Here is a 20,500-nt window from a genome sequence, read left to right on the forward strand (position 1 = left end):
GGAGAGCAGGATGAAATTCAGTGAAAAATGGCTGCGTGCCTGGGTTAGCCCGCAGGTAAGTCGCGACGAGCTGGTTGCCCGTCTGTCGATGGCCGGTCTTGAGGTCGATAGCGTAACGCCGGCCGCCGGCGAATTCACCGGTGTGGTGGTGGGCGAGGTGTTGAGCACCGAGCAGCACCCGGACGCCGACAAGCTGCGCGTATGCCAGGTCAGCAATGGTTCGCAGACCTTCCAGGTAGTATGCGGTGCACCCAACGTGCGCCCGGGCCTGAAGATCCCGTTCGCCATGATCGGTGCCGAACTGCCAGGCGACTTCAAGATCAAGAAAGCCAAGCTGCGGGGCGTAGAGTCCAACGGCATGCTGTGCTCGCAAGCCGAGCTGCAAGTCGGCGAAGGCAACGACGGCCTGATGGAATTGCCGGCCGATGCGCCGGTTGGCGAAGACATCCGTGAATACCTGGGCCTGGACGACTCGAGCATCGAAGTCGACCTGACCCCGAACCGCGGCGACTGCCTGTCCCTGGCCGGCCTGGCCCGTGAAGTCGGCGCGCTGTACGCCACCGGAGTCACCCGTCCGGTCACCGCCACCGTGCCGGCCGTGCACGACGAAGTGCGTTCGGTAGAAGTGCTGGCGCCCGCCGCCTGCCCGCGTTACCTGGGTCGCGTGATCCGTAACGTCGACCTGTCCAGGGCGACGCCGCTGTGGATGGTCGAGCGTCTGCGCCGTGCCGACGTGCGCAGCATCGACGCCGCCGTCGACATCACCAACTACGTGATGCTGGAACTGGGTCAACCGCTGCACGCGTTCGACCTCGCCGAAATCAATGGCGGCATTCGCGTGCGCATGGCCGAAGAAGGCGAAAAGCTGGTACTGCTCGACGGTCAGGAAGTCAGCCTGCGTAGCGATACCCTGGTGATCGCCGACCACACCCGCGCCCTGGCCATCGCCGGCGTCATGGGCGGCGAGCACAGCGGCGTCAACACCGCGACCACCCGCGACGTATTCCTCGAAAGCGCATTCTTCGACCAGATCGCCGTCGCCGGCAAGGCCCGCTCCTACGGCCTGCACACCGACGCCTCGCACCGCTACGAGCGTGGCGTGGACTGGCAGCTGGCCCGTGAAGCCATGGAGCGCGCCACTGGCCTGCTGCTGGACATCACCGGCGGCGAAGCCGGCCCGATCATCGAAACCGTGAGCGAGCAACACCTGCCGAAAATCGCGCCGGTCACCCTGCGTGCCCAGCGCATCACCCAGATGCTCGGCATGGAAATGCAACCGGCCGAAGTCGAGCGCCTGCTCAACGCCCTGGGCCTGACCGTATCCGCCGACGGGGCAGGGCAGTGGCGCGTAGAAGTGCCAAGCCATCGCTTCGACATCAGCCTGGAAGTCGACCTGATCGAAGAACTGGCTCGCCTGTACGGCTACAACCGTCTGCCGGTCCGCTACCCGCAAGCACGCCTGGCCCCCCAAGCCAAGGCCGAAGCCCGTAGCGACCTGCCCGAGTTGCGCCGTCTGCTGGTGGCACGTGGCTACCAGGAAGCGATCACCTACAGCTTCATCGATCCGAAACAATTCGAATTGTTTAATCCAGGTGTCGAACCGCTGCTACTGGCGAACCCGATCTCCAACGACATGGCCGCCATGCGCTCATCGTTGTGGCCGGGTCTGGTCAAGGCACTGCAGCACAACCTTAACCGCCAGCAGGATCGCGTCCGCCTGTTCGAAAGTGGCCTGCGCTTCGTCGGCCAGCTGGACGGTTTGAAGCAAGAGCCGATGATCGCTGGTGTGGTTTGCGGCAGTCGCCTGCCGGAAGGCTGGGCACAAGGTCGCGATGTCGTCGACTTCTTCGACGTCAAGGCCGACGTCGAAGCCGTACTCGGTTTCGCCGGTGCCCTGGATTCGTTCACCTTCGTGCCGGGCAAACACCCTGCGTTGCACCCGGGTCAAACCGCGCGCATCGAACGTGAAGGTCGCCTGGTGGGCTACGTCGGCGCGATCCACCCCGAACTGTCGAAAACCCTCGGTCTCGACCGTCCGGTCTTCGTCTTCGAGCTGATTCTGGCCGAAGTGGCGTTGGGTAAAATGCCTAAATTCCAGGAGTTATCGCGCTTTCCTGAAGTGCGACGTGACCTGGCCCTGATCGCGCACAAAGACGTCGCCGCCAGCGCCGTACTGGACGTAATCCGTGAAAATGCAGGCGAGTGGCTGACAGACCTCAGGCTATTTGACGTGTATCAGGGTAAAGGCATTGATCCTGATAGAAAAAGCCTTGCAGTCGGCTTGACCTGGCAGCATCCATCGCGCACTCTTAATGACGATGAGGTGAATTCCACGACACAAAACATCCTCACCTCGCTCGAACAAAGGTTGAACGCCACGTTAAGGAAGTGACGTATGGGGGCTTTGACGAAAGCTGAGATGGCGGAACGTCTGTATGAAGAGCTGGGCCTGAACAAACGGGAAGCCAAGGAATTGGTCGAACTGTTTTTTGAAGAAATCAGGCACGCTCTTGAAGACAACGAACAGGTCAAATTGTCCGGTTTCGGCAATTTCGACCTCCGGGACAAACGCCAGCGGCCTGGCCGCAATCCGAAAACGGGGGAAGAAATCCCGATCACGGCTCGCCGTGTGGTCACCTTTCGTCCAGGGCAGAAGTTGAAGGCCCGAGTTGAGGCTTATGCTGGAACCAAGTCATAACGACGAACTCCCCGTCATCCCTGGCAAACGCTACTTCACCATCGGTGAAGTCAGCGAGCTGTGCGCCGTAAAGCCGCACGTGCTGCGCTACTGGGAGCAGGAGTTTCCTCAACTCAACCCCGTCAAGCGCCGCGGAAACCGCCGGTATTATCAGCGCCAGGACGTGCTGATGATCCGGCAGATCCGCGCGCTCCTTTACGATCAGGGGTTCACCATCGGCGGCGCGCGCTTGCGTTTGTCCGGCGATGAAGCCAAAGATGACACCACCCAGTACAAACAGATGATCCGGCAAATGATTGCCGAGTTGGAGGATGTGCTGGTTGTGCTCAAGAAATAAATTTCTGCTTTTAAATACTTCCAGTTTTCAAAAGCTTGGGATATATTCTTGAGCGTCCCTCGAGATGAGGGACGAGTTTCACGCCTAGTCGGGGCGTAGCGCAGTCCGGTAGCGCACTAGCATGGGGTGCTAGGGGTCGAGTGTTCGAATCACTCCGTCCCGACCATATTTTTCAATGACTTAGCCCAGCTTTCGCGAGTTGGGCTTTTTCATGTGCGTGACTTTTGCGTGACTTCTCCTTTTCTCACGCCTGCTTCCTCTTCAAAATTGTCAGGACCGGTCCACGCGAATCGGTTGCTGATACCATATTCGCAGCTTCAATCAGATGCCCGAGCTCCGCGCCCGAGTAGTGACTGGTGATGCTGCCGTTCTTGTGGCCCAGAAGAGCCTTGCGGTCTTCCTCGGTGACGCCTGCTGCGCGTAGCCGACGGCCAAATGTGTGTTTGAGGTCGTGGATCCTTATGGATGCATAACCTGGGTGAGCGGGGCGAAGGTTTTCCTCCTGCCAGAGTTTCGCCGCTCTCACCCGAGCCTTCTTCCAGGCCGTGTCGTTCATTCGATGCATCGCGGTGCCGTTGTAAGGGAAAACCCATTCCTTGCTCAGACCTCGCTGCTTGTCGATGATCGACTTGGCCACGTTGTTGAGCACGACCAACCGCTCATCACCGTTTTTCACTCCGGACCGTTCGTGGCGGCCGCCAAAGTCAGCCGGTATCAGAAAAACGCTGGTCCCGAGTTCCGGTACCGAAATCTCCCAATCCCATCTCAGTTTGCAGACCTCCTGCTCGCGCGTGCCGGTGTTCACCTTGAACAACGCCATCGTCTGCAGGTGGGGCGGCAATTCCGCAAACAGAATTGACTGCTCCGGCCATGACATCGGGTACGGCTTGCGGCTCGACTTCTTCTCTTCCAGCTTCGTGAGCATCGGCACGCTATCCAGCCACGGCCTTCGCTCATCGTCTCGCCACTTCCTGGCACATAACGACAAAACCCGAACCACTCGCTCGATCGAGATATTCACCGTTCTGTTGCTCACACCCTTCTTTACCTTCCCGCCCTCGAGCTTCTTGGTCGCCAACCTGTCCTTGATGAATGGCTCCAGGGCCTGGTCATCAATGTGGGTCAGCTGCATGTCGCCTATGAACGGGTCCAGCTGAGAAAGGTGGTGCGCTGACAACTTGATGGAAGGTTGATCCTTGAACTCCAGCAGGAAGCGAGTGGCCGCCTCCCGCCATGTCCTGACCCTCTTCACGCCATACACCTTCTGTTGCCGGATCTGCTCCAGCCGGTAGATCAGGTAGCGTTCCGCTTCTTCCCGGTCACCAGTTCTAGTGCTTTCGTAAAGTCGTTCTCCGTTGATTTTCTTGTCGATATGCCAGATGCCTTTCCTTTCGGAGAGGCCTGTGATCGATTTTCGCGCCATGATTTATCTCCTTTCAGGCGCTCGCTGCGGGGCAATTGTTGCTCCGGGGCGCGTTTTTTATCAATTGCTTTGGCCTCGACGTACGCCGTTGCCCAGTCATCCAGCTCCTGTCGATCGAAGCCGACACCGCGCTCACCGATCGGGAACTCGCTGACATAAGGGCGCACGGTTTTGTCGAACTCGGCACGGCACATCCCCAGGTAGATGGGAGCGGCGCCGGCCCTGATGAAGCGTGGGAGGATGTTTTCGCGCTTGGGCCGGGAGGGCGCCTGCGCCAGTTCAGCAGACATAGGTGCTCCATGCCGCGCCTGGCGGCAGAAGGTGGGATGGATTTACGCGTCCTTGAACGGGGCGACGTTTTCGAGTTCGTGCTTTACGCCGCCTGCATCGCGGAAGGCTTGCCATTCGGCGTAGTGGGCGGGGCAGTAGTCGATGTCGATTCCGACCTTGGCTGAGTGGTAGCCGCAGATCGACCGGTCGCAGGTCTTCCCCTTGCCGACCGGGAAGTCGCAGAGGTTCACCCCGACATCGCCGCATTCAGTGCAGTGCGGCCCGAGCTTGCCGCACATGATTCCGATCTTTCGCCGATCCTGGTCGTACACGGCGTAGCAGGTCATCGCCGCGGGCCCGAATAGATGAGCGAGGCCATGTAGGCGAGGGCGTAGACTGGGATGATCATGGCGTCACCAGTTCGTCAGGTACTTCGAAGAAGTTGAGTCGGCCCTTCAGCGGCACAAAGGGCAGCGGCTTAGGATCGACCAGCAGAAACGCCTTCTCGCCCATGTACCAGGGCGATTCGCTGGTGTCGACGCTATCAACGAGCTCAACAGAGCCGACGATTCCGCCACGTTGCAGCTCCTCAAACGGGGCGAAGTCCACCAGTAGGTCGGTAGGCCCGAAACTTGCGACGAACATGACAGCGTCCTGGTATTCGGCACGAGTCATTCCTTGTGCAGCGTGAACCAGGAACCGTCCTCGGTGCTTGGTGTGCCAGCTGCGGTTTTCAACATCTTTCCAGCCGTGGACGATAAGCCAGGCCCACGGCTGGCGAATTGATAGTGCCTTCATGGCCTTACTCCGTACCCATCAGGTAGGTGGGTTCAGTTGCTTCCGCCAGCCAATCCCGCAAGCATCCGCATTCGGCGTGCGGCGGATCTTCATCAGTCCACTGCATATCGAGCGTCTTGTCGCTCGTCAGCTCCACATCCCAATCCGCATATTCGACTGGATCGTCGCCGTTCATTTCAGCCAGGACGCGCCGCGCCTCGTGTTCGCTTGTAGCGGCAACCCAGTCTTGATCGCCGACACTGTAGCAGCGCAGATCGGGGCGAGCCGGCTGGCTGCCATCGAGTTTGAATGTCTGAGCTTGGTTTTCTTCAGGCATGACTTCGTCCTTGCCGCTATAGCGGCTGACACTTATGGTTAAATAGGATTAATTCTTAAAGGGAGGTTCGTGTTATGGAAAACGTATTCAAGCGACCATTGTTCGTAGTTGGGATGCCTCTATTCGTTGTGGGCATTTGCACCGCAGTCCCGGGTATTTGGATCCCCGGAATTGTCTTCATGATTATTTGCGTGTCGCAGCGGCCAAAGGATTGAGAGGAAAGCTGCAGACGTCTTTGCGCTATAGCGGCTGCTTTGAGGGAGAAATTAGGCTGGTCTTTAATTTTCTGTACGTTACGCATGATTCAGGTAGAGAGCCTTGATGATAAATAAGGAAATTCATATGAGATAAGTGCATTGTTTTACTGATTTTTAATTGTTGACAATAAAATTCTTAAAAGCCAGGTGGTTCATTTTTGAAACAAGTAGTGTTTCAGGCTTGAGCAAACGCTTCATTCTAAATTTCAAAAGCTCATAAAGGGTCAGTTAGTTATTAGGATTAGATTTGATAATTTAATTATTTTTAGAATTTGCCTGCTATCCTATTTGGTGCGGCTTTGATAAGTAAATCATACCAACAAAAAAAGTTTGTTTTTTTGGATATTTCATAAGCGAAAGGAGCTCTTTGATGAAATCTACAGAATCAAAAAGTACCATCAGCTTGTCCGGGCCAGAAGTTCGAACAATAAACGCACCGAATATAGGCAAGGATAAAGAAAAACCGCCGACAGTAACTGAGAGTGATTACTCTGTTTGTATAATAAATATGTCTAGTGCATGTTTAACAATTTCCGGATTTCGACGTAGAGGAGGGTCCGATGCAGAATGGAAATGGAGCGCCATTCCTCGGACATGTCGTAATTGTACCTCTAGCTACAATCAGTGTTTTCAGGAGAAAAAATGGAGCGTGATAGAGGTTATTGGGTGTAGCGCGGCGCCTTACGACCTTTTTGTCGGATCGGAAATTGGCAATGGAGACGTACAGGGAGCAATTCTACCAGTCGACCCAGATTGTAGTAGCGCCGGTGGCGTTTGGGGGATTGTCGATTAGTATCTAGTTTGGTCCAGTCTGCCGAAAAATATTGGCAGACTGGATTCAAGTTGTGTATGGAGATCGAGTTTATGTTGGGTCATGATTGGTCGTTAAATGTAATCATTTTAATCGCTCGATGCTTGCGACATAAATTTTTAGGTGTTCGTTTTTCACTTCTCCATTCAGACCGTGGTGTATCTCACGGTGGCAGTCTGGGCAGATAGCGCCGATGTACCGCGGATGATCGAGCCCGCCGTCTGATACTCGATTAACGTGGTGTGGCTCCAGATAAGGCAAACCATTTTTCTTAACGAATGGCGCTGGCTTTTCACAGCTTTCGCATTTCCCATCAGCTCTCCTTAAGACGTAATTAGCGATACACTTACTACGACGGTAAACAGCCCTCAAGGCAGTTCCCTTTCCTCCTGTAGCAGCTGCTTCAGCCGCCGAAAGCGCGAGCCTCCTTGACTCTTCGAGCGAAATTTTTGGGGAGGTTTCGTCCTCGTCGTCGAAGCCTTTTAAACCGAGTTCAAGCCCTACAGGCACGAGATTAAACACGACGACTTGGCGATCGTTACCGTACTTGTCGAGGCCACTGCGCCATTCATGGCTTGCGCACGCATATTCCCCTACGTATCGCTGACCGTGGCTTTTGCCTAGAGCTTCGAACACATGAAGAGAGCGCCCCTTCGCGGCATGCTGGAGGATGGAGAGGTTTCCCTTGGTGAGGGTCATGTCGTTTGATTGGCCCTCGCCGGTATAGGAAAAAACACCATCATTGCCATGTGTATCTTCATAACCGTATTGCCCACCCGAATCACCTGTGAAAATGAAAATTGCCGGCGATTGAGCTGACGGAGAAATACCACTCCTCGAATTTCCGCCGAACAGGTCGTGGATTTCAGTTTGTCTGTCATAAACCTGGCCAACTTCAAACCGGAGTTCTGGCTCTGATGATCTCGGTAGATTGACGATTGTGAACCCGTGGCGCTTCAGAAAACCGTTAGTGGGGTGTCCGCCTGAGAAGTCACCTACAGGCGTGCCAGTTGCCAAGGAGACTATTTTCTTCGCGGGGTAAAGCTGATCGTTCGCGCTGATAGCGTAACGGTGAGCTTGATTGTCCATCCAGCCTTTCCACTCCGGTCTGTGCCGGAATTTTTCGTCAAACTGCCTAAGAGCGCGCTCTAGCTTTTCTTTTTTTACAGCTGGCAATTTCAAAGTGACTTCCTTGTGGGTGGCGTATTCATAAGGAAGGGAATGCTCGCTCGTCCAACAGTTTGGCGCAATAGTCCCTGAACGGTCTTCGTGATGCTGCTGCCGGCGCGAATGTCCAAAGGTGACCAGGCTGTCTCCAAGATGTCTGAGCAAATCGAACCGTAAGTGGTGGGAGTCGGGCGGCTTGGCGGATATGATGCGGACCTGGGAAGGGAGGAACGCAATGGCACAGTCGGACAGCTTTAAAAATCTATACAAAAAAATGGATGCAACGTCAAAAACGAGGTTTCACGCTGCACGAAGGCTGAAGCTGCATGCGAAGCTTTCTACCTATACCGTTGTAGTTTTGTCTCTGGTGCTGATTCTTGTGTCCCTGATGCAGGCGTACGATCTGGGAGTGAATATTAAAAAGAAAGAAGTCGTTCTGCTTCAGGTCTTCGCTTCGATAGCGGTATTGGTGTACTCGCTTCTCATGGAGAAAAACGATTTCTCCAGCCGTTCAGAAAAAATGTACTCCTGCGCGTCAAAGCTAGGCGAGCTGAAGCAAAAGTCACATCCCAAGGCAAATGACGATGCTTTTGATAAAGATACATATGACTCTTGCTGGAAAGAGTATCACGACGTTTTGAAGCTGTATGAGACACACTCCAGCAATGATTTTAGAGGCGACTACCTTAGGGCGAAGCTAGAGATGCCAGAGCATTACCCTATTGAAGGTCGAGCGAAATTTCTCGCAAGCGCGAAGGTTTGGTTTCTGTATTTACTGGACTTTGTGGCTTATCCCGTCGTTGCCGCAGTGCTTTTGCTAGCGCTTTACTGGGTCTGGATTGGATTCAGTTCAGCTCTCAGCGTGCCGCTCGCCGGTACTTAATCTCCGCAAAAGCACTCAATGTCTCCCGCGAGATAGTCAAAATCGAAGTCGGTCTGCCGGGATCGCTGCTCGGCAGACCAGCCCATCGTCTTGTAGTCGGCACGATCCTGCCGGAACACTTGGCCAAAACGCTCTTCAGTACCTGACCACCAGATTACCCGCGACGGGTCATCCATGATGGTCTTGATCAGCTTGCCTTCGTTCTTCTTCCAGCACAGGTCGCAGTTGCCGAAGTCCGAATCTATGCCGAGATCGAAGGGCTGTGCCGCCCAGAACTCGGCGACATCTTCCTTCGTGACACCGGCGGTGTAGGAGGGGCAGACATTGTCCCAGCGGGTGCCGCCTCGTTCGTTTGCGGCCATCATGCGGTGATAGCGCTTCGGTTCGTCGTAGCGAATCCCAACAGCGCAATCCCACTCGGTGTAGCCCAAGGCGCGCATGTGCTTCTCGCCAATCTTCACCTTCAAGTACGCGGTGCACATATTGTTCGAGAAGTTCGGCAGCACCGGAGGCAGGTTCTTTTCTGCTTTTCGATATGCGGCGTAATACTCGAGCATCATGGTGAATGGCTCACCCTTGCGGCTGGCAGTCTCGAAGTCCACCAGCTTGTACCAGGGCGCTTCATCAGGCTGGCCGTACACGCGGCACCATTCCATCCAAACGATGTTCACGTTCCAGCGCTTGGCGATTTGATCGATGAACACCAATGTTTCCTCTCGCTCTTTGCCGGTGTTCTGGAAGAACAGGTGCATATCAGGCGGTAGGGTGCCGCCGTGCGCTTCAAGGATCTTGTAGACCATGTGCCCGCTGGTGCGGCCACCACTAATGCCGATCTGGGTCGGGCCGGTGATCAGGTAGGGATTCATAATTGCTCCAGACAGCCGATTGCCTCGCCGGCTGGCGTGATCCGTAGAAGTGGGGTAAATAGACTCAAAAATAATCCGAGGTATTGAATGAACAGTCTTAAGTTGTTGCTTACCGTATTGCTTTGCGCGTGCTCGATAATTTCCTGTTTTTGCTGGGCGAAGTCCGCACTTGCAAAAGTACCTGCGAAAATTCCAGGCAGTCACTTGGTATGGACCGACGAGAGTGGTTTTGAAACTGACCTCGTAGCGACAGCGCAGGCGCAGACAAAATGGAATAAAGTAGCCGCTGCATTTGCTTCCGTAGCAGCCATCGCTCAAGGCGCCTTGGTTGCGATCACCTGGTAGCTTCGCCGCCCTCCGTGACTGGTGGTGGCTATTTGATTTGGGTTGGTGTCTGATACGCGGCTGATTATTTTCCGCCGGAACCTTTATGAAAGAAGATCTACTAGTTCCAGCTATCGCCGCCCTCGTCGTTGGCCTGATTGCAGCCGTTGTGTCTCTGGTTGTCTCCATTCTTGCCAAGGACCAGAAAACCTCAGAGTTCCGGCAGGCGTGGATCGATGCCCTAAGGAATGATGTCTCTCAGCTGATAGCTCAGCTTGGGGTCAAAATAACTACCACCGAAATTATCCGAGGTAAGTCAACGGAACAGGTTGATGAGTATTTGCTCGCTCATCAGAAGGATTATGTGGAGATCGGTATGTTGATCTCTCGAATTCGACTGCGCCTTAACCCGGGAGAGCATGAGAAACTGATTCATCTACTGATGAACATGGACAATTTCCAAGACAGCGGAATGGAAGCCAGGATCGAGGCTATATCGGTCGAGACACAGCAGATTCTGAAAACCGAGTGGGATCGGGTAAAGGTAGGTGAGCCATCGTTTGTTTGGTTGAAGAGAATTTCAAAAGCTGGCTTCTTCTCTGTTTTGGCTGTTGGCGTAGGTGTGTGCGCTGCAGTCTTATCTGATCACATCGGCATTTACTGGAGCAGGTGACAGTATTTCATCCCCCGGATCTTGCTGAATCATCTGCAGGCTCTTTCGGTGAAAAGCCAGCGACATGTTTTGGGATACCTCAATAACGTGTCGCGGCGGATCAAGCAGCGGCAGGCACTTTTGAGGCCCTAACTCATGTAGCCGGTGAATCATCAGCGTGATGGCCTCGCCCTGTTCCTCGATGCCGCTCCAGGCCATCAGCTCAGCCAGGGCCTGTCGGGTGCCGGCCATGCAATGCAGCCTGATTTCTTCCTCGCCGCGAGTCTTTCGCCTCGCCGCAGTCTTTGCCGATCGTTCTTTCTGCGCGGCTGCCATGGTTTACCTCTTCTATTCCGCTGGCCGGGATACCCAGCCAGGTCTGTCGTTTGCGTTGCTGGGCTCGGAGTTTCATCGAAAGGCGGGCTTCATTTTCGGATAGTCGATTGCGTAGTCTTTGATCAGCCTGAGAAGTAGCGTGCTGCTGATGCTTAGGGTCTTTGCGCACTGGCTTCGGTTGATGCCCTTCGCCACGCAATCCTTAACTCGAATGACAAGCAAGGCCTCTGATGCCGCCGTCGCCTTATTCGGTGCAAAGGCCTTCTTCGGTCCGACCTTGAATTCGATGCTGTAACGCCTGCCGATCCCTCGCAGCACGCCGAGCGATATACCTTCCTTCTCGCAGATCTCGCTGCGGTTTAGAGTCTTGGCCATCGCGCGAATGCGTACCACCAGCTCGCCAGAGTCAACCTTTGCAGCCTCACCCTGGAAATTCGGCGTCATGCTACGGTTGTAATTCGGTGGTCGGTGCGCGATTCCGCAGCTGGGGAGCTCCTGAATAGCCCCTCCTTTGAGGATGAAGACGTCCTGAAGCATCGCCAGCTCATGACGGAGCGGGTCGAGCATCTGGATCATGCTGAGTTCGGTGCTGACGTATGCGCTCATGCTGCTTTACTCCTAAGCGCCTTCTCATACCCATCAACCAGCAACTTGAACTCCCATAGGTCTTCTTCAAGTTTTTCGATGTAGTCGTGGTCGCGCTTGAACTCGCGCCACCAAAGCTGCCGGCCGACTGGCTTGAGAAGAGGGCAGTACATTCCGATGTGCCACCATTTCCGGTCGGTGATCCACATACAGCCCTGAACCTGGTCGATCACGTCGCTCGCGTCGTTATCGATATGGAAAGAACGGAGTTTGTCGGGCGCCAGGAAGCACTTGTACTCGGAGCCACCATCCTCACCGATGAAGCCATCGGCACTGGCACCAAACACGCCGTCATCCGTCTTCACCAGACCAACTTGAGTAACAATCAGCCCGGTCTGGATTTCATGTTCCATGCGGGCTTCAGGCTCCAGCTCATGGCCTCGGCGCATCTGCCAAGTTTCGAATCCGCCGTCCAGTGGCGCGCCGCCGATGCGCTCAACAGCCAATTCGAAGGCGTAGCTCAGTGCGGCGTTTGATGGTTCTCCGACGCTCTCGCCGTCCAGGGCGCGCTGAACAACTTCAGCCTTCGGCCCGGCCTTATAGCCAGCCAAGTCCCTGGCGCGGGATTCACTGTGACCAGACAGGATGGCGTCCACATAAGTGCGCTGCTGTGCGGTAAGACCGTTCACTTTCGAGCGGGCCGTGCTGAACATGCTGGCAGTGATGACGCCGGCACGGGCTTGCAGCCACTCTTTTGAGCCTTGCGTGCAATTGACGATGATCATTCTGGCTTCTCCAAAATCGCTTTGTGCGCCGTTACGGCAGTCTTCACCGTGCTATAGCCGTGCGTATCACCAGACGCCTGCAAGACTTTCAAGCTCGCCTGCCAAACATCCTTCAGCTCGTCCGGGGTTTTCGTTTGCTGGACTCGCTCGATGATGTCTGCGACCACTTGGGCGCGCATATCGCTGGTGTCCGACCCGTCAGATGACTGGGCGTCATCGTCACGCGTTTCGCCGGTAGTTATGTTGAGCAGGGCGCACATGACGTAGCGCTTGCCGTAGGTGGTTGACGAGCCGACCGCCTGCACGTCGTTCCGGCCTTTCCCGATGTCTATCGGAAGAGTCATGGCGGTCTGTTCGCGATGCCCCTCCCGATGCATCAATATCCCTGTCACCTTGATGATCTTTTCCGCATTGTCGACCTTGAAGGTGATTGCAAACCCGTGCCGCTGCATGATCGGCTTCAAGGCGCGAGTGATGTCGTCCAGGGTGGCATAGGCATTGCCGGTATGCAGGTTCACTGCACCCTCGAATACCGTTGGAATTTCGCACTGCATTTCAGCCATGCCAGAGTTGAAAGCCTGCTCGGCTGTCTTGGCTTGCATGCGCTCATGCATCTGCATCAGACGTTCTAGCTTGTCGATATCGCAGGCCGGATCGGCAGCGGCACGGCTGATGACCGCCATGATGCTGGTGTCGTTGGAGATTGGCGCCACAGCCTGGCGGCGCTGCTCCGGCATGATGATTTCGGTGCCCATGCTGGTTGCCTCAGTAGGAAATGGTGATTGCTGGGATCTTGCGCTGAGCGATCAGGGTGACTGCCTGCTTGGCGCACGCCTCGGGCATGCCGCCGGCAATGAAGGCTTCGAGCGCAGCCCGGTTGATTGCGGCCTTGTGAACTTTGTCCGCTTCGCGCATTTTCTCTTGGCGGATGATTTCGTCGGCTGCCGCTTTCTGGCGGGCGACTTCAGCAAGGCGGGCATTCTCAGAGGCCTGCTCTGCGCGCTTTTCGGCGGCTACGCGCTCCTGCTCGGCCCATTGCTCGGCTGCGATGCGGCTGGCTTCTGCCTGCTCGGCTGCGCGCTGGGCCTGTTCAGTCTGCAACTGCAGTTGTAGGCGCTGACGTTCGGCGGCTGCCTCGGCATCGCGAGCCGCTTGATCTGCTGCGCGTTGTGCCGCAGCTGCTTGATCAATCAGAGCCTGCTCACGGTTGGCGGCGGCATCACGCTCGGCCTGCTGCTCCAGGGCAACGCGCTGGCGCTCCAACTCAACAGCTTGTTCCTGCGCTAGCCGGATTCGATCCTGCTCGGCGCGCTCTTCTGCTTCGCGGCGCAGGCGTGCCAGTTCGGCCTGCTCGGCTTCGTAACGCTGAAGCTCGACGAGAATTGCTCGGAGCGTCTTAATAGCGAGATCCTTTACGCTGGCCGCCTCCGCCTTGAACTCTTCCCACTTGTCGTCAATCGCCACCGCTTCGGCCTGCTCAATCAGGCCCTGTACGTGGGTAGACGTAACACCGGTCAAGTTCAGCGGCAGTCCGCGCAGCCATTCCAGCCGATCGTTGTGCGCATCAATCCGTGCATCATTGGCTGTTTCCCAATCCGTCAGCGGCTGGCGAGTGGCATCGCGGAGGGCGTCCATTTTAGTGACGAACTCGCGCAATTCTGTCTCGACCACCTTGGGCATTTCCTTCAGGCGCTTCAGGTAATCACGGCCCGGCTTTTCTACAGCAGCCTTGGATTTGCTGACCTTGGCTGCCAGTGATGCGATGCGCTCGCGGCCCTTGCGGGTGGAGAGATCAGGCACCTCGGCGGTTACCTCTTTCTCTACCGCGCTGAAGAACTGACCCAGCCCGCCGGTGACGTAAATGGTCGGAGCGTTGTCGGCGCTGATGTCGTCGATGGTGATGACTTGCTGTTCTGCGGACATGAGGAATCCTTGCCGCGATGCACGCAGCGTTTGAAGATGTGGGTTATTTGGTGAGCTGAGAGCAGTAGGAGCTGGCGAGCATCCAGAGCGTGCAACAGAGAAGGGTTATTGCAGATCCGCGCCAATACGCCACTCGGCGGGCTTGTTGGCGGGTCATGGCGAACACATCGGCAGACTGCCGTAGCAGTAGAAGCGCTGCTCCTGGCCGTCGTCGTAGTTTACTTCGCCGTGTGCGCCGCAACCGCAGTCAGCCAGCTCCGGCTCATCCTCTTCTGGCTGATCTTGCCGCTGGCAGTTCGTTCCCCCGCAGTGCGGGCATTCGGTACCGGTCAAGTTGCCGAATGGGCCAACCCAGTGGATGCCGATTTTGTTGCAGTTGCTGCAGATCATCATGGTCGAACCCTCACCGCAATCCGCCCACCCTTCATGCTCGCCGCCAAGCGCCGGGGCAGACTCGCCACCTTGCGCTCCCGCGGCAGACCGATAACTTCGTTAAACGGAAGGCCGAAGCCGAGCATGATCAGCTTCGACTCAATTTCGTCGAGCTGCTCATCGATCAGCGTTTTGACTGGTGCAGTACTCATTGCAACTCCTTGCGCTGCTGGCAGTGTTTGAGCAGGCGCTTGCAGTAGTGGCTGAACTCTTCGAGGGTGATGAGATGATCAGTCATCAGGTTGGTGATGATCCGCTGCACCAGGATGGTGTTGCCGGGCGGGCTATCTGGATGATCAAGACTATCGAGCGCCTCATCAATCAGGATGTGCGGGCTCAACACTCGTCATCCTCGGCCTTGGCCATCAGGGCGTCATCAGCGAGGGGCTCAAGCAGTGCCTCGGCAATCTCGCCCAGTTTGCCGAGTGGGTGATCGCTATTGCCCATCAGTTCAGCAACAGCAGTCTTGTCAGCGTTTCCGGCCGTCGCCGTGATCAGCAGCCAGCCCAGCGCCGAGGTGTGAACCTCGCTGTCGGCAAGGCGGTTATTCACGTACTCATCAACTGCCAAGGTGAATTCCTGAGCGGTCACGCCTTGAGGAGGGCGCATGCGGCGCTGGAAAGACACGTTGTTACCGCGCAGAAGTTCTTCCGTTGCGTTGTACAGCCACTCGGCCCGAGCATCATCGTGCGGGCTGCGGTTCACTGGAGGCTGCTTGCGGTGGTGTGTAGGCAGAGAGCTATGCGTGGTGTTCATGATCGCCTCCAGAATCGGCGAAATGGATCCAGGCGAGAGCCGCCCTGCATCCTTTTTAAGAATATTGACCGCGGGCTATTCGGCGCGATCCGTTGGCCTGATCAGGCGGACATTGCCGCGAGCATGGCGTCGGCTTCAATGAAGCGAACCTCAGCTATCCACGCAGCCAGCTCGTTTATCGTTGGGTGGCGCCCATGCTTTCGGTAGAACGAGTCGACAGGCGCGTACACTTTGATATCGCACTTGGCTGCGAAGAAATCGCGAAGCGACATGCCAAGGAATGCGTCAGGATTTCCCTCGCCGAATCGCGCAACCGCTGCTTCTGGGGCCGGAAACGCCGGACCACCATCGTCTTTGCTCATAACTCTCTCCAATGATGTCGCCTGTATTCGTCAGCACTCATGCATCCCGCTGGTTGCCGATGGGCGCGGGGAGAGTGCTGACGGGTAGAGGCGGATAACACAACAGCGGTGAGCCTTAACGTGCATAAGGCTCACCGTGTTGCGCTTTAAATGAGTTGCCGGGTACGTCTCCGGCGCCGAGGCCGGTTAGTTTCCCAATGCACCCGGGTAACCAGGTGCATCAGTGAAATGTTCCGTTCCTGCTGGCTCTGCTTATCGGGTCATTCACGCGGTTCGAGCATTTCGCTCTAGTCAGCCGTCGAGGTGGTCCTCGCGTTGGTAGCCTTTCGGGGCTATCTGATCTCCGGTCGCCGTAGAGGCAGTGCCGTCTTTGTTCGTATTACGCTGATTGATAAAGAGCGGGTCAGGCCCTTTGAGGCCCTTCGCGCTTGGCCCCTGATTGGGTGCCGGTTGCGATGGAGTGAATATGTACTAATGGTTCACATAGTTCAAGTACCAAAAGTACATATTTTTCTAAAAGTACAGAGAATGTCTAAAAACCACCGTCGGTTGGTTTAGGTATTTACCGTAGGGAATCGCTTCGCTATAGTCGGTCTTATACTGGATGCATATACAGCAGTCTGAGGGAAAAATGGCAAAGGTGAAGAAGCAGGCAAAACCAACAATCCGCGAGGAAATCAGCGGTGTGCAGCGGCTTGGGATGCGCGTGTCATCAATGATCAATCACCCGGTCGCGCAGACTCAACGCTGGGTGACGATCCATCGACTCGACACGGATGGTGACTTGGAGTGGGAGGAGGTGATGGGGTTGCTGGCCGAGACGCCAGAACTGGACCTGACGTTCAATGACGACGAAAGCGTGACGGTTCGGTGGGAGCCGCAGAGCGTGGACGATCGAGATGACCTGGTTGTGGAAAAGGGTTGGGAGAATGAGCGGCTAGAGGAGGAGGCGCCTTTCTGAAAGGAAAGTATGCGAACTGCCCACCCATCCAGCATGGATGGAAGCCAGTAGCTACTTCGTCGGCGTCGTAGTACGGTCCGCCTTCAACAAACCACCCGGTTCGCTGCCTCCAATCCCACGGACCGGGACACTGACGACCTGGGAGGTCGAATGGAAGTCGCTCGAAAGATCAGTCAACAAGAATTGGATAAAGCTTTGATAGCGTTTGCTCGCTACAAAATCGGAGAAATTAAGATCTTCGACTTAGAGCAGGCGATGAGCTTCGAAGCAGGCGACGTCTTATCTAAAAGCGTGCTGGTCCGGTTCTCAATTACAAAGATGGTGTCAGGACGTTATCGCATCAGCGATGAAGGGGAGAACGCCATCACAGAGGCTGGTCGGGATCGCCTGGAGGTGATTCGAGGCTGATGCGTGGCTTTCTCCTAGAGGAGGCCGCAGTCGCATCCTATGGCCATCCGCTATCACGAAGGCAATAAAAAAGCCCGCTCAATAGCGGGCATTTTGGAAGTTAGTACCTGCAATAAGATGTGCGCTTACAGTGCTTTTTGCCAGCCCGTGTGGAATCCTAAAGCGCGCATCATCCCAAATACGTCGCAGCAGTCAGCTCCCAGATCTCTACATACGTCCGGCACCCGACGATTTTGACGTTTAGTAGATGGCTTGGAAGCTTCCAGTGAGACTATGCATCGGTCTGGAGCTCCTAAGGCATAGGAGATCAGAAAAGGATCTCTACCAATGTATGCCAGCTCGTTTTCGTTTAAGTCTGGGGCGTACCCTTTATAAGTAACTTGTGCGACTGTGGCGGGGTTAGCATTCTCATTAAGTACTATATGTGCTTTGACCGCAGGATTTTTAATCCACTTCGTGAGGGGGTCATCATTACCCGCGATGACTTCCTCGTAGATTTCAATCGGCATTTTCACTCTGCCAGACACACCTTGGTGAAGCAGCCAAGACCAGAGTTCAGGCACCATGGCTTGGGGGTAATAAACCCCCTGGGAGGTGATCAGCGTGTTCGCGTCCAGCAAGTACAGCTTCCTGTCGTCTGCCATCTTATATGCCAACCAAGTTATAAACATTAGCTGGCTTCACGCCCAGCACTTTGCTCGCTTTTGTTGCGGTTAATACGCCTTCTCGCATAGTTCGATTCACAAGATCTATGATGGCTCCGCCAACTTTATGTCGCTTAACTACATAATAGCTAGGGCCGCTTCCGTCCCCCCTATCTTCTTTCTGCGCGGCTTTCTGCATTAGCCATAACTTTCGAAGTTTCTCGGAGACGCTTGTCCAGGAATCAAGACCGATAATTCCGGCAGAATAGAGACGGTATGCCACCATAGAACCGCTAACATTTATGCCTCTTGCACGACCCGATATAGCTCGAATCAACATTTCTTCATCGTGAATTGGCCAGTCGAAAGCCTCAATTTCTCCAATAGGCATGAGTATGATGCTGGCAATGTCATTGCAGTATCTCTCAATTTTAGTCTCTGCTCGGCTGCCGCTGAGGCCTGTAGCGCCAAGGAGAATATGCGCTACCTCATGCAAAAGAGTAAATGACCTTGCGGCCGGAGCATCTTGATCATTTATGACGATGATTGGTGCTATTTCGTCTGCAAGAGCGAAGCCGCGAAATGCTTCAACTGGAATATTGGTATGATGGCTTCCCAAGTTTCCAATGAGCAGCACGAATATACCAATGTTCTCTACGCGCTTTCTCAGATAAGAAAATGCATCTTCGGGCTTTGCGCACTTTCTAAATGCCAATAGATTGAAATCTATTATTGAAGCAAGCTTGATAGCAGCATCCGGGACGCTAAATTCAAGGCTCAGGCTCCTTACGTACGCTTTCGGCTGGGCCTCTTCTATATCTTTAAGGACGTCTCGAATTAGTTCTTTTCTGACAAAAATGTCGCGGACTAACGCGTCCAGACTGCCTTTGCTCTCAAGTCGGATTTCTTCTGGAACTGTACGAAAATCTTCTCCTTTCTCTGCCGCGGCGGGAGGCTTTGGGAGATAGAACACCAGCAGCGGGCGGCGATAGGTAGAGGCCATCTTCGCTAGCAATGCACGAGATACTTCCTTGCGGCCTTGCTCGTATTGCAGCAGCGCTTCCTCTGGGCTAGATTTCGATCCGCCCAAAGCTAGTGATTTAGCTGCTTTTGCTACCGTTAGCCCAGCACTCTCCCTAGCCCAGACCAGCACTGCAGGGTTAATTTCTGGCATGACTCACCGCCTAGGCTCCGTAAACATTGATCATCCATTATCACAGCGGTTGTTGATGTTCGATACTGGCTTGCTTCACCGCCCATCGCAAGGGGCGCCGGCGAATTAGTGTCGCAACAGGTCAAACCAAGTGAGCATTCCACACCAGCAGTACCCGCGCCTGGATGAAGGTTTCGTCGGCCCTGATGGTCTGCGGCGGATGCCGTGGGTTATCTGAAAGCATCGAGATCTGCTCGTCGCCAATCCACTGGAGCCGCTTGATGTACAGATGCCCCTCCCAGGAGAACATGTAGATCCCATCCCCTGAGAATTCGCGAACGCTCACGTCAACCAGGAGCGGGTCGCGGTGTTTAATCGTGGGCGCCATCGACTGGCCCCAGCCCGTCACCATCTTCAGATGGAAATGCTCTTTGAACTCGACACCCATTTCGCGCAGATGCTGGGGGCTGACGCGCACGTCCTGAAACATCTCGGGGTAGTCGTGCGGAATCTGACCGCCACCCATAGCGGCGCGGACGTCGTAATGCGCGATCCAGACCTCGTCACCCATCGCTCCGGGACGGTAGTAATCCAGCTCAATGACACTGCCGCCGTCATCGGCTTCAGCAACTGCGAGTAACCGCCTGCGAGCATCATCAGACAATCCTTTCCCTTGCTTGGAAAGCATGTTCCGCACGATGTCCGCTGCCGATTGAGACTGATTTTCGCTGGCGCCACTCTCTACCTCGGCGAGCTTTGAAAAACTAGGCTCGTCGCCTGCGCCGTGCTGAAGCCATTCGATTTTTACGCCTAGCGCATCCGCAATAGCGTTCATCTTGGCGGGCCCCGGCAAGGCCTCGCCATTTAGCCACTTGCTCGAAGCCTTGGGCGTGACCTTAGCAATTTCTGCCAGCCGAGCGCCTGCGCCCCACTGGTCAATGCCGTGGGCGGATAACGCCTTTTTGAGGCGAGCAACGAACGCCGCGCGAATTTCTTCTATCTGAACCATTGGTACAGCATCGCATGCCCTTGCATGTACTTTCAGTTCCGACATAATATGTACTGTAAGTTCATAATTGACTCGGAGGCCTTATGCGGCCGCTTAAGAAATCGATCGATGATGCTGGCGGCGTGCCGGTGGTTGCGCTGGCCTGCGGAAAGTCTCCTCGGGCCATTTACAAGTGGCTTACCGCTGACTGTCTGCCACGCACTGAATATACCGGTGAGACGCGCTATGCCGAGCGAATAGCTGCCCTGGCTGCTGCCAATGGAAAGCCGTTCGAGCCGTCTTGGTTGCTCGCGGAAGCCCATCCAAAGAAAGCCGCCGCCTAATCCAGTCCCGTCACACCGACC

29 protein-coding genes and 1 tRNA gene are annotated in these 20,500 nt (G+C 55.4%); 10 read left to right on the forward strand and 20 right to left on the reverse strand.

The features are described 5' to 3' along the window. Nucleotides 1-10: 10 nt before the first annotated feature. From pheT to J2W17_RS17815, 4 genes are all read left to right on the forward strand, one after another. A complete protein-coding gene (gene pheT / locus J2W17_RS17800) occupies nt 11-2,392 on the forward strand; it encodes a phenylalanine--tRNA ligase subunit beta (RefSeq protein ID WP_307336786.1) in 2,382 nt (793 codons plus the stop codon). Nucleotides 2,393-2,395: 3 nt separating this feature from the next. Then, complete coding sequence (gene ihfA / locus J2W17_RS17805) at nt 2,396-2,698, forward strand: integration host factor subunit alpha (protein ID WP_002553164.1); 303 nt, start codon at nt 2,396-2,398, stop codon at nt 2,696-2,698. After that, entirely contained in the window at nt 2,679-3,035 is a 357-nt protein-coding gene (locus J2W17_RS17810) for a MerR family transcriptional regulator (protein ID WP_003179985.1), read from the forward strand. Before ihfA ends, J2W17_RS17810 begins: the two co-directional genes overlap by 20 nt. Nucleotides 3,036-3,124: 89 nt before the next feature. Beyond that, nucleotides 3,125-3,201 (forward strand) — tRNA-Pro (locus J2W17_RS17815). Nucleotides 3,202-3,279: 78 nt separating this feature from the next. Here the strand turns inward: J2W17_RS17815 and J2W17_RS17820 are convergent. From J2W17_RS17820 to J2W17_RS17845, 6 genes are all read right to left on the reverse strand, one after another. Further along, nucleotides 3,280-4,443 carry a tyrosine-type recombinase/integrase gene (locus J2W17_RS17820; RefSeq protein WP_307337677.1) on the reverse strand — a complete coding sequence of 388 codons (1,164 nt, stop codon included), beginning with the start codon at nt 4,441-4,443 and terminating at the stop codon, nt 3,280-3,282. After that, nucleotides 4,329-4,748 carry a hypothetical protein gene (locus J2W17_RS17825; protein ID WP_307336793.1) on the reverse strand — a complete coding sequence of 140 codons (420 nt, stop codon included), beginning with the start codon at nt 4,746-4,748 and terminating at the stop codon, nt 4,329-4,331. The genes J2W17_RS17820 and J2W17_RS17825 overlap by 115 nt, the downstream gene beginning before the upstream one ends. Before the next feature lie 42 nt (nt 4,749-4,790). Then, nucleotides 4,791-5,075, reverse strand: coding sequence for a hypothetical protein (locus J2W17_RS17830; protein ID WP_307336794.1), 285 nt, complete (start codon nt 5,073-5,075; stop codon nt 4,791-4,793). A 58-nt stretch (nt 5,076-5,133) separates the two neighbouring features. Then, on the reverse strand, nt 5,134-5,526 hold the full coding sequence (locus J2W17_RS17835) for an ASCH domain-containing protein (protein ID WP_307336797.1): 393 nt from the start codon (nt 5,524-5,526) through the stop codon (nt 5,134-5,136). Nucleotides 5,527-5,530: 4 nt separating this feature from the next. Then, nucleotides 5,531-5,842 carry a hypothetical protein gene (locus J2W17_RS17840; protein WP_307336800.1) on the reverse strand — a complete coding sequence of 104 codons (312 nt, stop codon included), beginning with the start codon at nt 5,840-5,842 and terminating at the stop codon, nt 5,531-5,533. 1,152 nt (nt 5,843-6,994) lie between these two features. Then, entirely contained in the window at nt 6,995-8,092 is a 1,098-nt protein-coding gene (locus J2W17_RS17845; protein ID WP_307336803.1) for an HNH endonuclease, read from the reverse strand. A gap of 220 nt (nt 8,093-8,312) precedes the next feature. Between J2W17_RS17845 and J2W17_RS17850 the strand changes: the two genes are divergently transcribed. Then, nucleotides 8,313-8,960 carry an SLATT domain-containing protein gene (locus J2W17_RS17850; RefSeq protein WP_307336806.1) on the forward strand — a complete coding sequence of 216 codons (648 nt, stop codon included), beginning with the start codon at nt 8,313-8,315 and terminating at the stop codon, nt 8,958-8,960. Here J2W17_RS17850 and J2W17_RS17855 read toward each other — a convergent pair. Continuing rightward, nucleotides 8,957-9,826, reverse strand: coding sequence for a hypothetical protein (locus tag J2W17_RS17855; RefSeq protein ID WP_307336808.1), 870 nt, complete (start codon nt 9,824-9,826; stop codon nt 8,957-8,959). The genes J2W17_RS17850 and J2W17_RS17855 overlap by 4 nt on opposite strands. 87 nt (nt 9,827-9,913) lie before the next feature. On the opposite strand from J2W17_RS17855, the gene J2W17_RS17860 reads away from it, so the two are divergent. Then, nucleotides 9,914-10,171 carry a hypothetical protein gene (locus tag J2W17_RS17860; RefSeq protein ID WP_307336815.1) on the forward strand — a complete coding sequence of 86 codons (258 nt, stop codon included), beginning with the start codon at nt 9,914-9,916 and terminating at the stop codon, nt 10,169-10,171. 85 nt (nt 10,172-10,256) lie between these two features. Beyond that, the gene (locus J2W17_RS17865) at nt 10,257-10,823 is read left to right on the forward strand and encodes a hypothetical protein (RefSeq protein ID WP_307336818.1); all 567 of its coding nucleotides are present in this window, start codon (nt 10,257-10,259) and stop codon (nt 10,821-10,823) included. Here J2W17_RS17865 and J2W17_RS17870 read toward each other — a convergent pair. The 10 genes from J2W17_RS17870 to J2W17_RS17915 form a co-directional block, all read right to left on the reverse strand. After that, nucleotides 10,788-11,138, reverse strand: coding sequence for a hypothetical protein (locus J2W17_RS17870; RefSeq protein WP_307336820.1), 351 nt, complete (start codon nt 11,136-11,138; stop codon nt 10,788-10,790). The genes J2W17_RS17865 and J2W17_RS17870 overlap by 36 nt on opposite strands. Before the next feature lie 72 nt (nt 11,139-11,210). Continuing rightward, entirely contained in the window at nt 11,211-11,744 is a 534-nt protein-coding gene (locus tag J2W17_RS17875; protein WP_307336823.1) for a hypothetical protein, read from the reverse strand. Continuing rightward, on the reverse strand, nt 11,741-12,508 hold the full coding sequence (locus tag J2W17_RS17880) for a lambda exonuclease family protein (RefSeq protein ID WP_307336826.1): 768 nt from the start codon (nt 12,506-12,508) through the stop codon (nt 11,741-11,743). The genes J2W17_RS17875 and J2W17_RS17880 overlap by 4 nt, the downstream gene beginning before the upstream one ends. After that, a complete protein-coding gene (locus J2W17_RS17885) occupies nt 12,505-13,263 on the reverse strand; it encodes an ERF family protein (RefSeq protein WP_307336829.1) in 759 nt (252 codons plus the stop codon). The genes J2W17_RS17880 and J2W17_RS17885 overlap by 4 nt, the downstream gene beginning before the upstream one ends. A 10-nt stretch (nt 13,264-13,273) precedes the next feature. Further along, on the reverse strand, nt 13,274-14,431 hold the full coding sequence (locus tag J2W17_RS17890; protein ID WP_307336832.1) for a hypothetical protein: 1,158 nt from the start codon (nt 14,429-14,431) through the stop codon (nt 13,274-13,276). A 153-nt stretch (nt 14,432-14,584) separates the two neighbouring features. Then, complete coding sequence (locus J2W17_RS17895) at nt 14,585-14,824, reverse strand: hypothetical protein (protein WP_307336837.1); 240 nt, start codon at nt 14,822-14,824, stop codon at nt 14,585-14,587. After that, nucleotides 14,821-15,015, reverse strand: a complete 195-nt coding sequence (locus J2W17_RS17900) for a hypothetical protein (RefSeq protein WP_307336840.1) — start codon at nt 15,013-15,015, stop codon at nt 14,821-14,823. Before J2W17_RS17900 ends, J2W17_RS17895 begins: the two co-directional genes overlap by 4 nt. Continuing rightward, entirely contained in the window at nt 15,012-15,203 is a 192-nt protein-coding gene (locus J2W17_RS17905; protein ID WP_307336842.1) for a hypothetical protein, read from the reverse strand. The genes J2W17_RS17900 and J2W17_RS17905 overlap by 4 nt, the downstream gene beginning before the upstream one ends. Continuing rightward, entirely contained in the window at nt 15,200-15,619 is a 420-nt protein-coding gene (locus J2W17_RS17910; protein WP_307336844.1) for a hypothetical protein, read from the reverse strand. The genes J2W17_RS17905 and J2W17_RS17910 overlap by 4 nt, the downstream gene beginning before the upstream one ends. Nucleotides 15,620-15,720: 101 nt before the next feature. Further along, nucleotides 15,721-15,981, reverse strand: a complete 261-nt coding sequence (locus tag J2W17_RS17915; RefSeq protein WP_307336847.1) for a hypothetical protein — start codon at nt 15,979-15,981, stop codon at nt 15,721-15,723. A 631-nt stretch (nt 15,982-16,612) separates the two neighbouring features. On the opposite strand from J2W17_RS17915, the gene J2W17_RS17920 reads away from it, so the two are divergent. Both J2W17_RS17920 and J2W17_RS17925 read left to right on the forward strand, forming a co-directional pair. Then, a complete protein-coding gene (locus J2W17_RS17920; RefSeq protein ID WP_307336850.1) occupies nt 16,613-16,942 on the forward strand; it encodes a DUF1654 domain-containing protein in 330 nt (109 codons plus the stop codon). Nucleotides 16,943-17,092: 150 nt separating this feature from the next. Beyond that, nucleotides 17,093-17,350, forward strand: coding sequence for a hypothetical protein (locus J2W17_RS17925; RefSeq protein WP_307336854.1), 258 nt, complete (start codon nt 17,093-17,095; stop codon nt 17,348-17,350). 125 nt (nt 17,351-17,475) lie between these two features. On the opposite strand, the gene J2W17_RS17930 is transcribed toward J2W17_RS17925, so the two are convergent. The 3 genes from J2W17_RS17930 to J2W17_RS17940 form a co-directional block, all read right to left on the reverse strand. Next, nucleotides 17,476-17,970 (reverse strand): DUF4411 family protein, encoded by a 495-nt coding sequence (locus J2W17_RS17930; protein ID WP_307336856.1) that lies wholly within the window; start codon nt 17,968-17,970, stop codon nt 17,476-17,478. A 25-nt stretch (nt 17,971-17,995) separates the two neighbouring features. After that, nucleotides 17,996-19,168: an XRE family transcriptional regulator gene (locus J2W17_RS17935; RefSeq protein WP_307336859.1), complete on the reverse strand. Its 1,173-nt coding sequence runs from the start codon at nt 19,166-19,168 to the stop codon at nt 17,996-17,998. Between the two features lie 121 nt (nt 19,169-19,289). Beyond that, the gene (locus J2W17_RS17940; RefSeq protein WP_307337680.1) at nt 19,290-20,156 is read right to left on the reverse strand and encodes a LexA family transcriptional regulator; all 867 of its coding nucleotides are present in this window, start codon (nt 20,154-20,156) and stop codon (nt 19,290-19,292) included. 83 nt (nt 20,157-20,239) lie between these two features. Between J2W17_RS17940 and J2W17_RS17945 the strand changes: the two genes are divergently transcribed. After that, entirely contained in the window at nt 20,240-20,479 is a 240-nt protein-coding gene (locus J2W17_RS17945; RefSeq protein WP_307336862.1) for a hypothetical protein, read from the forward strand. Nucleotides 20,480-20,500: the final 21 nt, after the last annotated feature.

The sequence above is a fragment of the Pseudomonas lini genome, assembly GCF_030812475.1.
GTDB classification, from domain to species: domain Bacteria; phylum Pseudomonadota; class Gammaproteobacteria; order Pseudomonadales; family Pseudomonadaceae; genus Aquipseudomonas; species Aquipseudomonas lini_A.

Excerpts from the sequence above, each read along its gene's own strand:
- J2W17_RS17895 (WP_307336837.1), bottom strand. The coding sequence starts at position 14,824 with ATGATGATCTGCAGCAACTGCAACAAAATCGGCATCCACTGGGTTGGC.
- J2W17_RS17915 (WP_307336847.1), bottom strand. The coding sequence starts at position 15,981 with ATGAGCAAAGACGATGGTGGTCCGGCGTTTCCGGCCCCAGAAGCAGCG.
- J2W17_RS17875 (WP_307336823.1), bottom strand. The coding sequence starts at position 11,744 with ATGAGCGCATACGTCAGCACCGAACTCAGCATGATCCAGATGCTCGAC.
- J2W17_RS17850 (WP_307336806.1), top strand. The coding sequence starts at position 8,313 with ATGGCACAGTCGGACAGCTTTAAAAATCTATACAAAAAAATGGATGCA.
- ihfA (WP_002553164.1), top strand. The coding sequence starts at position 2,396 with ATGGGGGCTTTGACGAAAGCTGAGATGGCGGAACGTCTGTATGAAGAG.
- J2W17_RS17900 (WP_307336840.1), bottom strand. The coding sequence starts at position 15,015 with ATGAGTACTGCACCAGTCAAAACGCTGATCGATGAGCAGCTCGACGAA.
- J2W17_RS17925 (WP_307336854.1), top strand. The coding sequence starts at position 17,093 with ATGGAAGTCGCTCGAAAGATCAGTCAACAAGAATTGGATAAAGCTTTG.
- pheT (WP_307336786.1), top strand. The coding sequence starts at position 11 with ATGAAATTCAGTGAAAAATGGCTGCGTGCCTGGGTTAGCCCGCAGGTA.
- J2W17_RS17865 (WP_307336818.1), top strand. The coding sequence starts at position 10,257 with ATGAAAGAAGATCTACTAGTTCCAGCTATCGCCGCCCTCGTCGTTGGC.
- J2W17_RS17935 (WP_307336859.1), bottom strand. The coding sequence starts at position 19,168 with ATGCCAGAAATTAACCCTGCAGTGCTGGTCTGGGCTAGGGAGAGTGCT.
- J2W17_RS17835 (WP_307336797.1), bottom strand. The coding sequence starts at position 5,526 with ATGAAGGCACTATCAATTCGCCAGCCGTGGGCCTGGCTTATCGTCCAC.
- J2W17_RS17810 (WP_003179985.1), top strand. The coding sequence starts at position 2,679 with ATGCTGGAACCAAGTCATAACGACGAACTCCCCGTCATCCCTGGCAAA.
- J2W17_RS17945 (WP_307336862.1), top strand. The coding sequence starts at position 20,240 with ATGCGGCCGCTTAAGAAATCGATCGATGATGCTGGCGGCGTGCCGGTG.
- J2W17_RS17940 (WP_307337680.1), bottom strand. The coding sequence starts at position 20,156 with ATGGTTCAGATAGAAGAAATTCGCGCGGCGTTCGTTGCTCGCCTCAAA.
- J2W17_RS17885 (WP_307336829.1), bottom strand. The coding sequence starts at position 13,263 with ATGGGCACCGAAATCATCATGCCGGAGCAGCGCCGCCAGGCTGTGGCG.
- J2W17_RS17890 (WP_307336832.1), bottom strand. The coding sequence starts at position 14,431 with ATGTCCGCAGAACAGCAAGTCATCACCATCGACGACATCAGCGCCGAC.
- J2W17_RS17825 (WP_307336793.1), bottom strand. The coding sequence starts at position 4,748 with ATGTCTGCTGAACTGGCGCAGGCGCCCTCCCGGCCCAAGCGCGAAAAC.
- J2W17_RS17880 (WP_307336826.1), bottom strand. The coding sequence starts at position 12,508 with ATGATCATCGTCAATTGCACGCAAGGCTCAAAAGAGTGGCTGCAAGCC.
- J2W17_RS17910 (WP_307336844.1), bottom strand. The coding sequence starts at position 15,619 with ATGAACACCACGCATAGCTCTCTGCCTACACACCACCGCAAGCAGCCT.
- J2W17_RS17855 (WP_307336808.1), bottom strand. The coding sequence starts at position 9,826 with ATGAATCCCTACCTGATCACCGGCCCGACCCAGATCGGCATTAGTGGT.
- J2W17_RS17920 (WP_307336850.1), top strand. The coding sequence starts at position 16,613 with ATGGCAAAGGTGAAGAAGCAGGCAAAACCAACAATCCGCGAGGAAATC.
- J2W17_RS17860 (WP_307336815.1), top strand. The coding sequence starts at position 9,914 with ATGAACAGTCTTAAGTTGTTGCTTACCGTATTGCTTTGCGCGTGCTCG.
- J2W17_RS17870 (WP_307336820.1), bottom strand. The coding sequence starts at position 11,138 with ATGGCAGCCGCGCAGAAAGAACGATCGGCAAAGACTGCGGCGAGGCGA.
- J2W17_RS17840 (WP_307336800.1), bottom strand. The coding sequence starts at position 5,842 with ATGCCTGAAGAAAACCAAGCTCAGACATTCAAACTCGATGGCAGCCAG.
- J2W17_RS17830 (WP_307336794.1), bottom strand. The coding sequence starts at position 5,075 with ATGACCTGCTACGCCGTGTACGACCAGGATCGGCGAAAGATCGGAATC.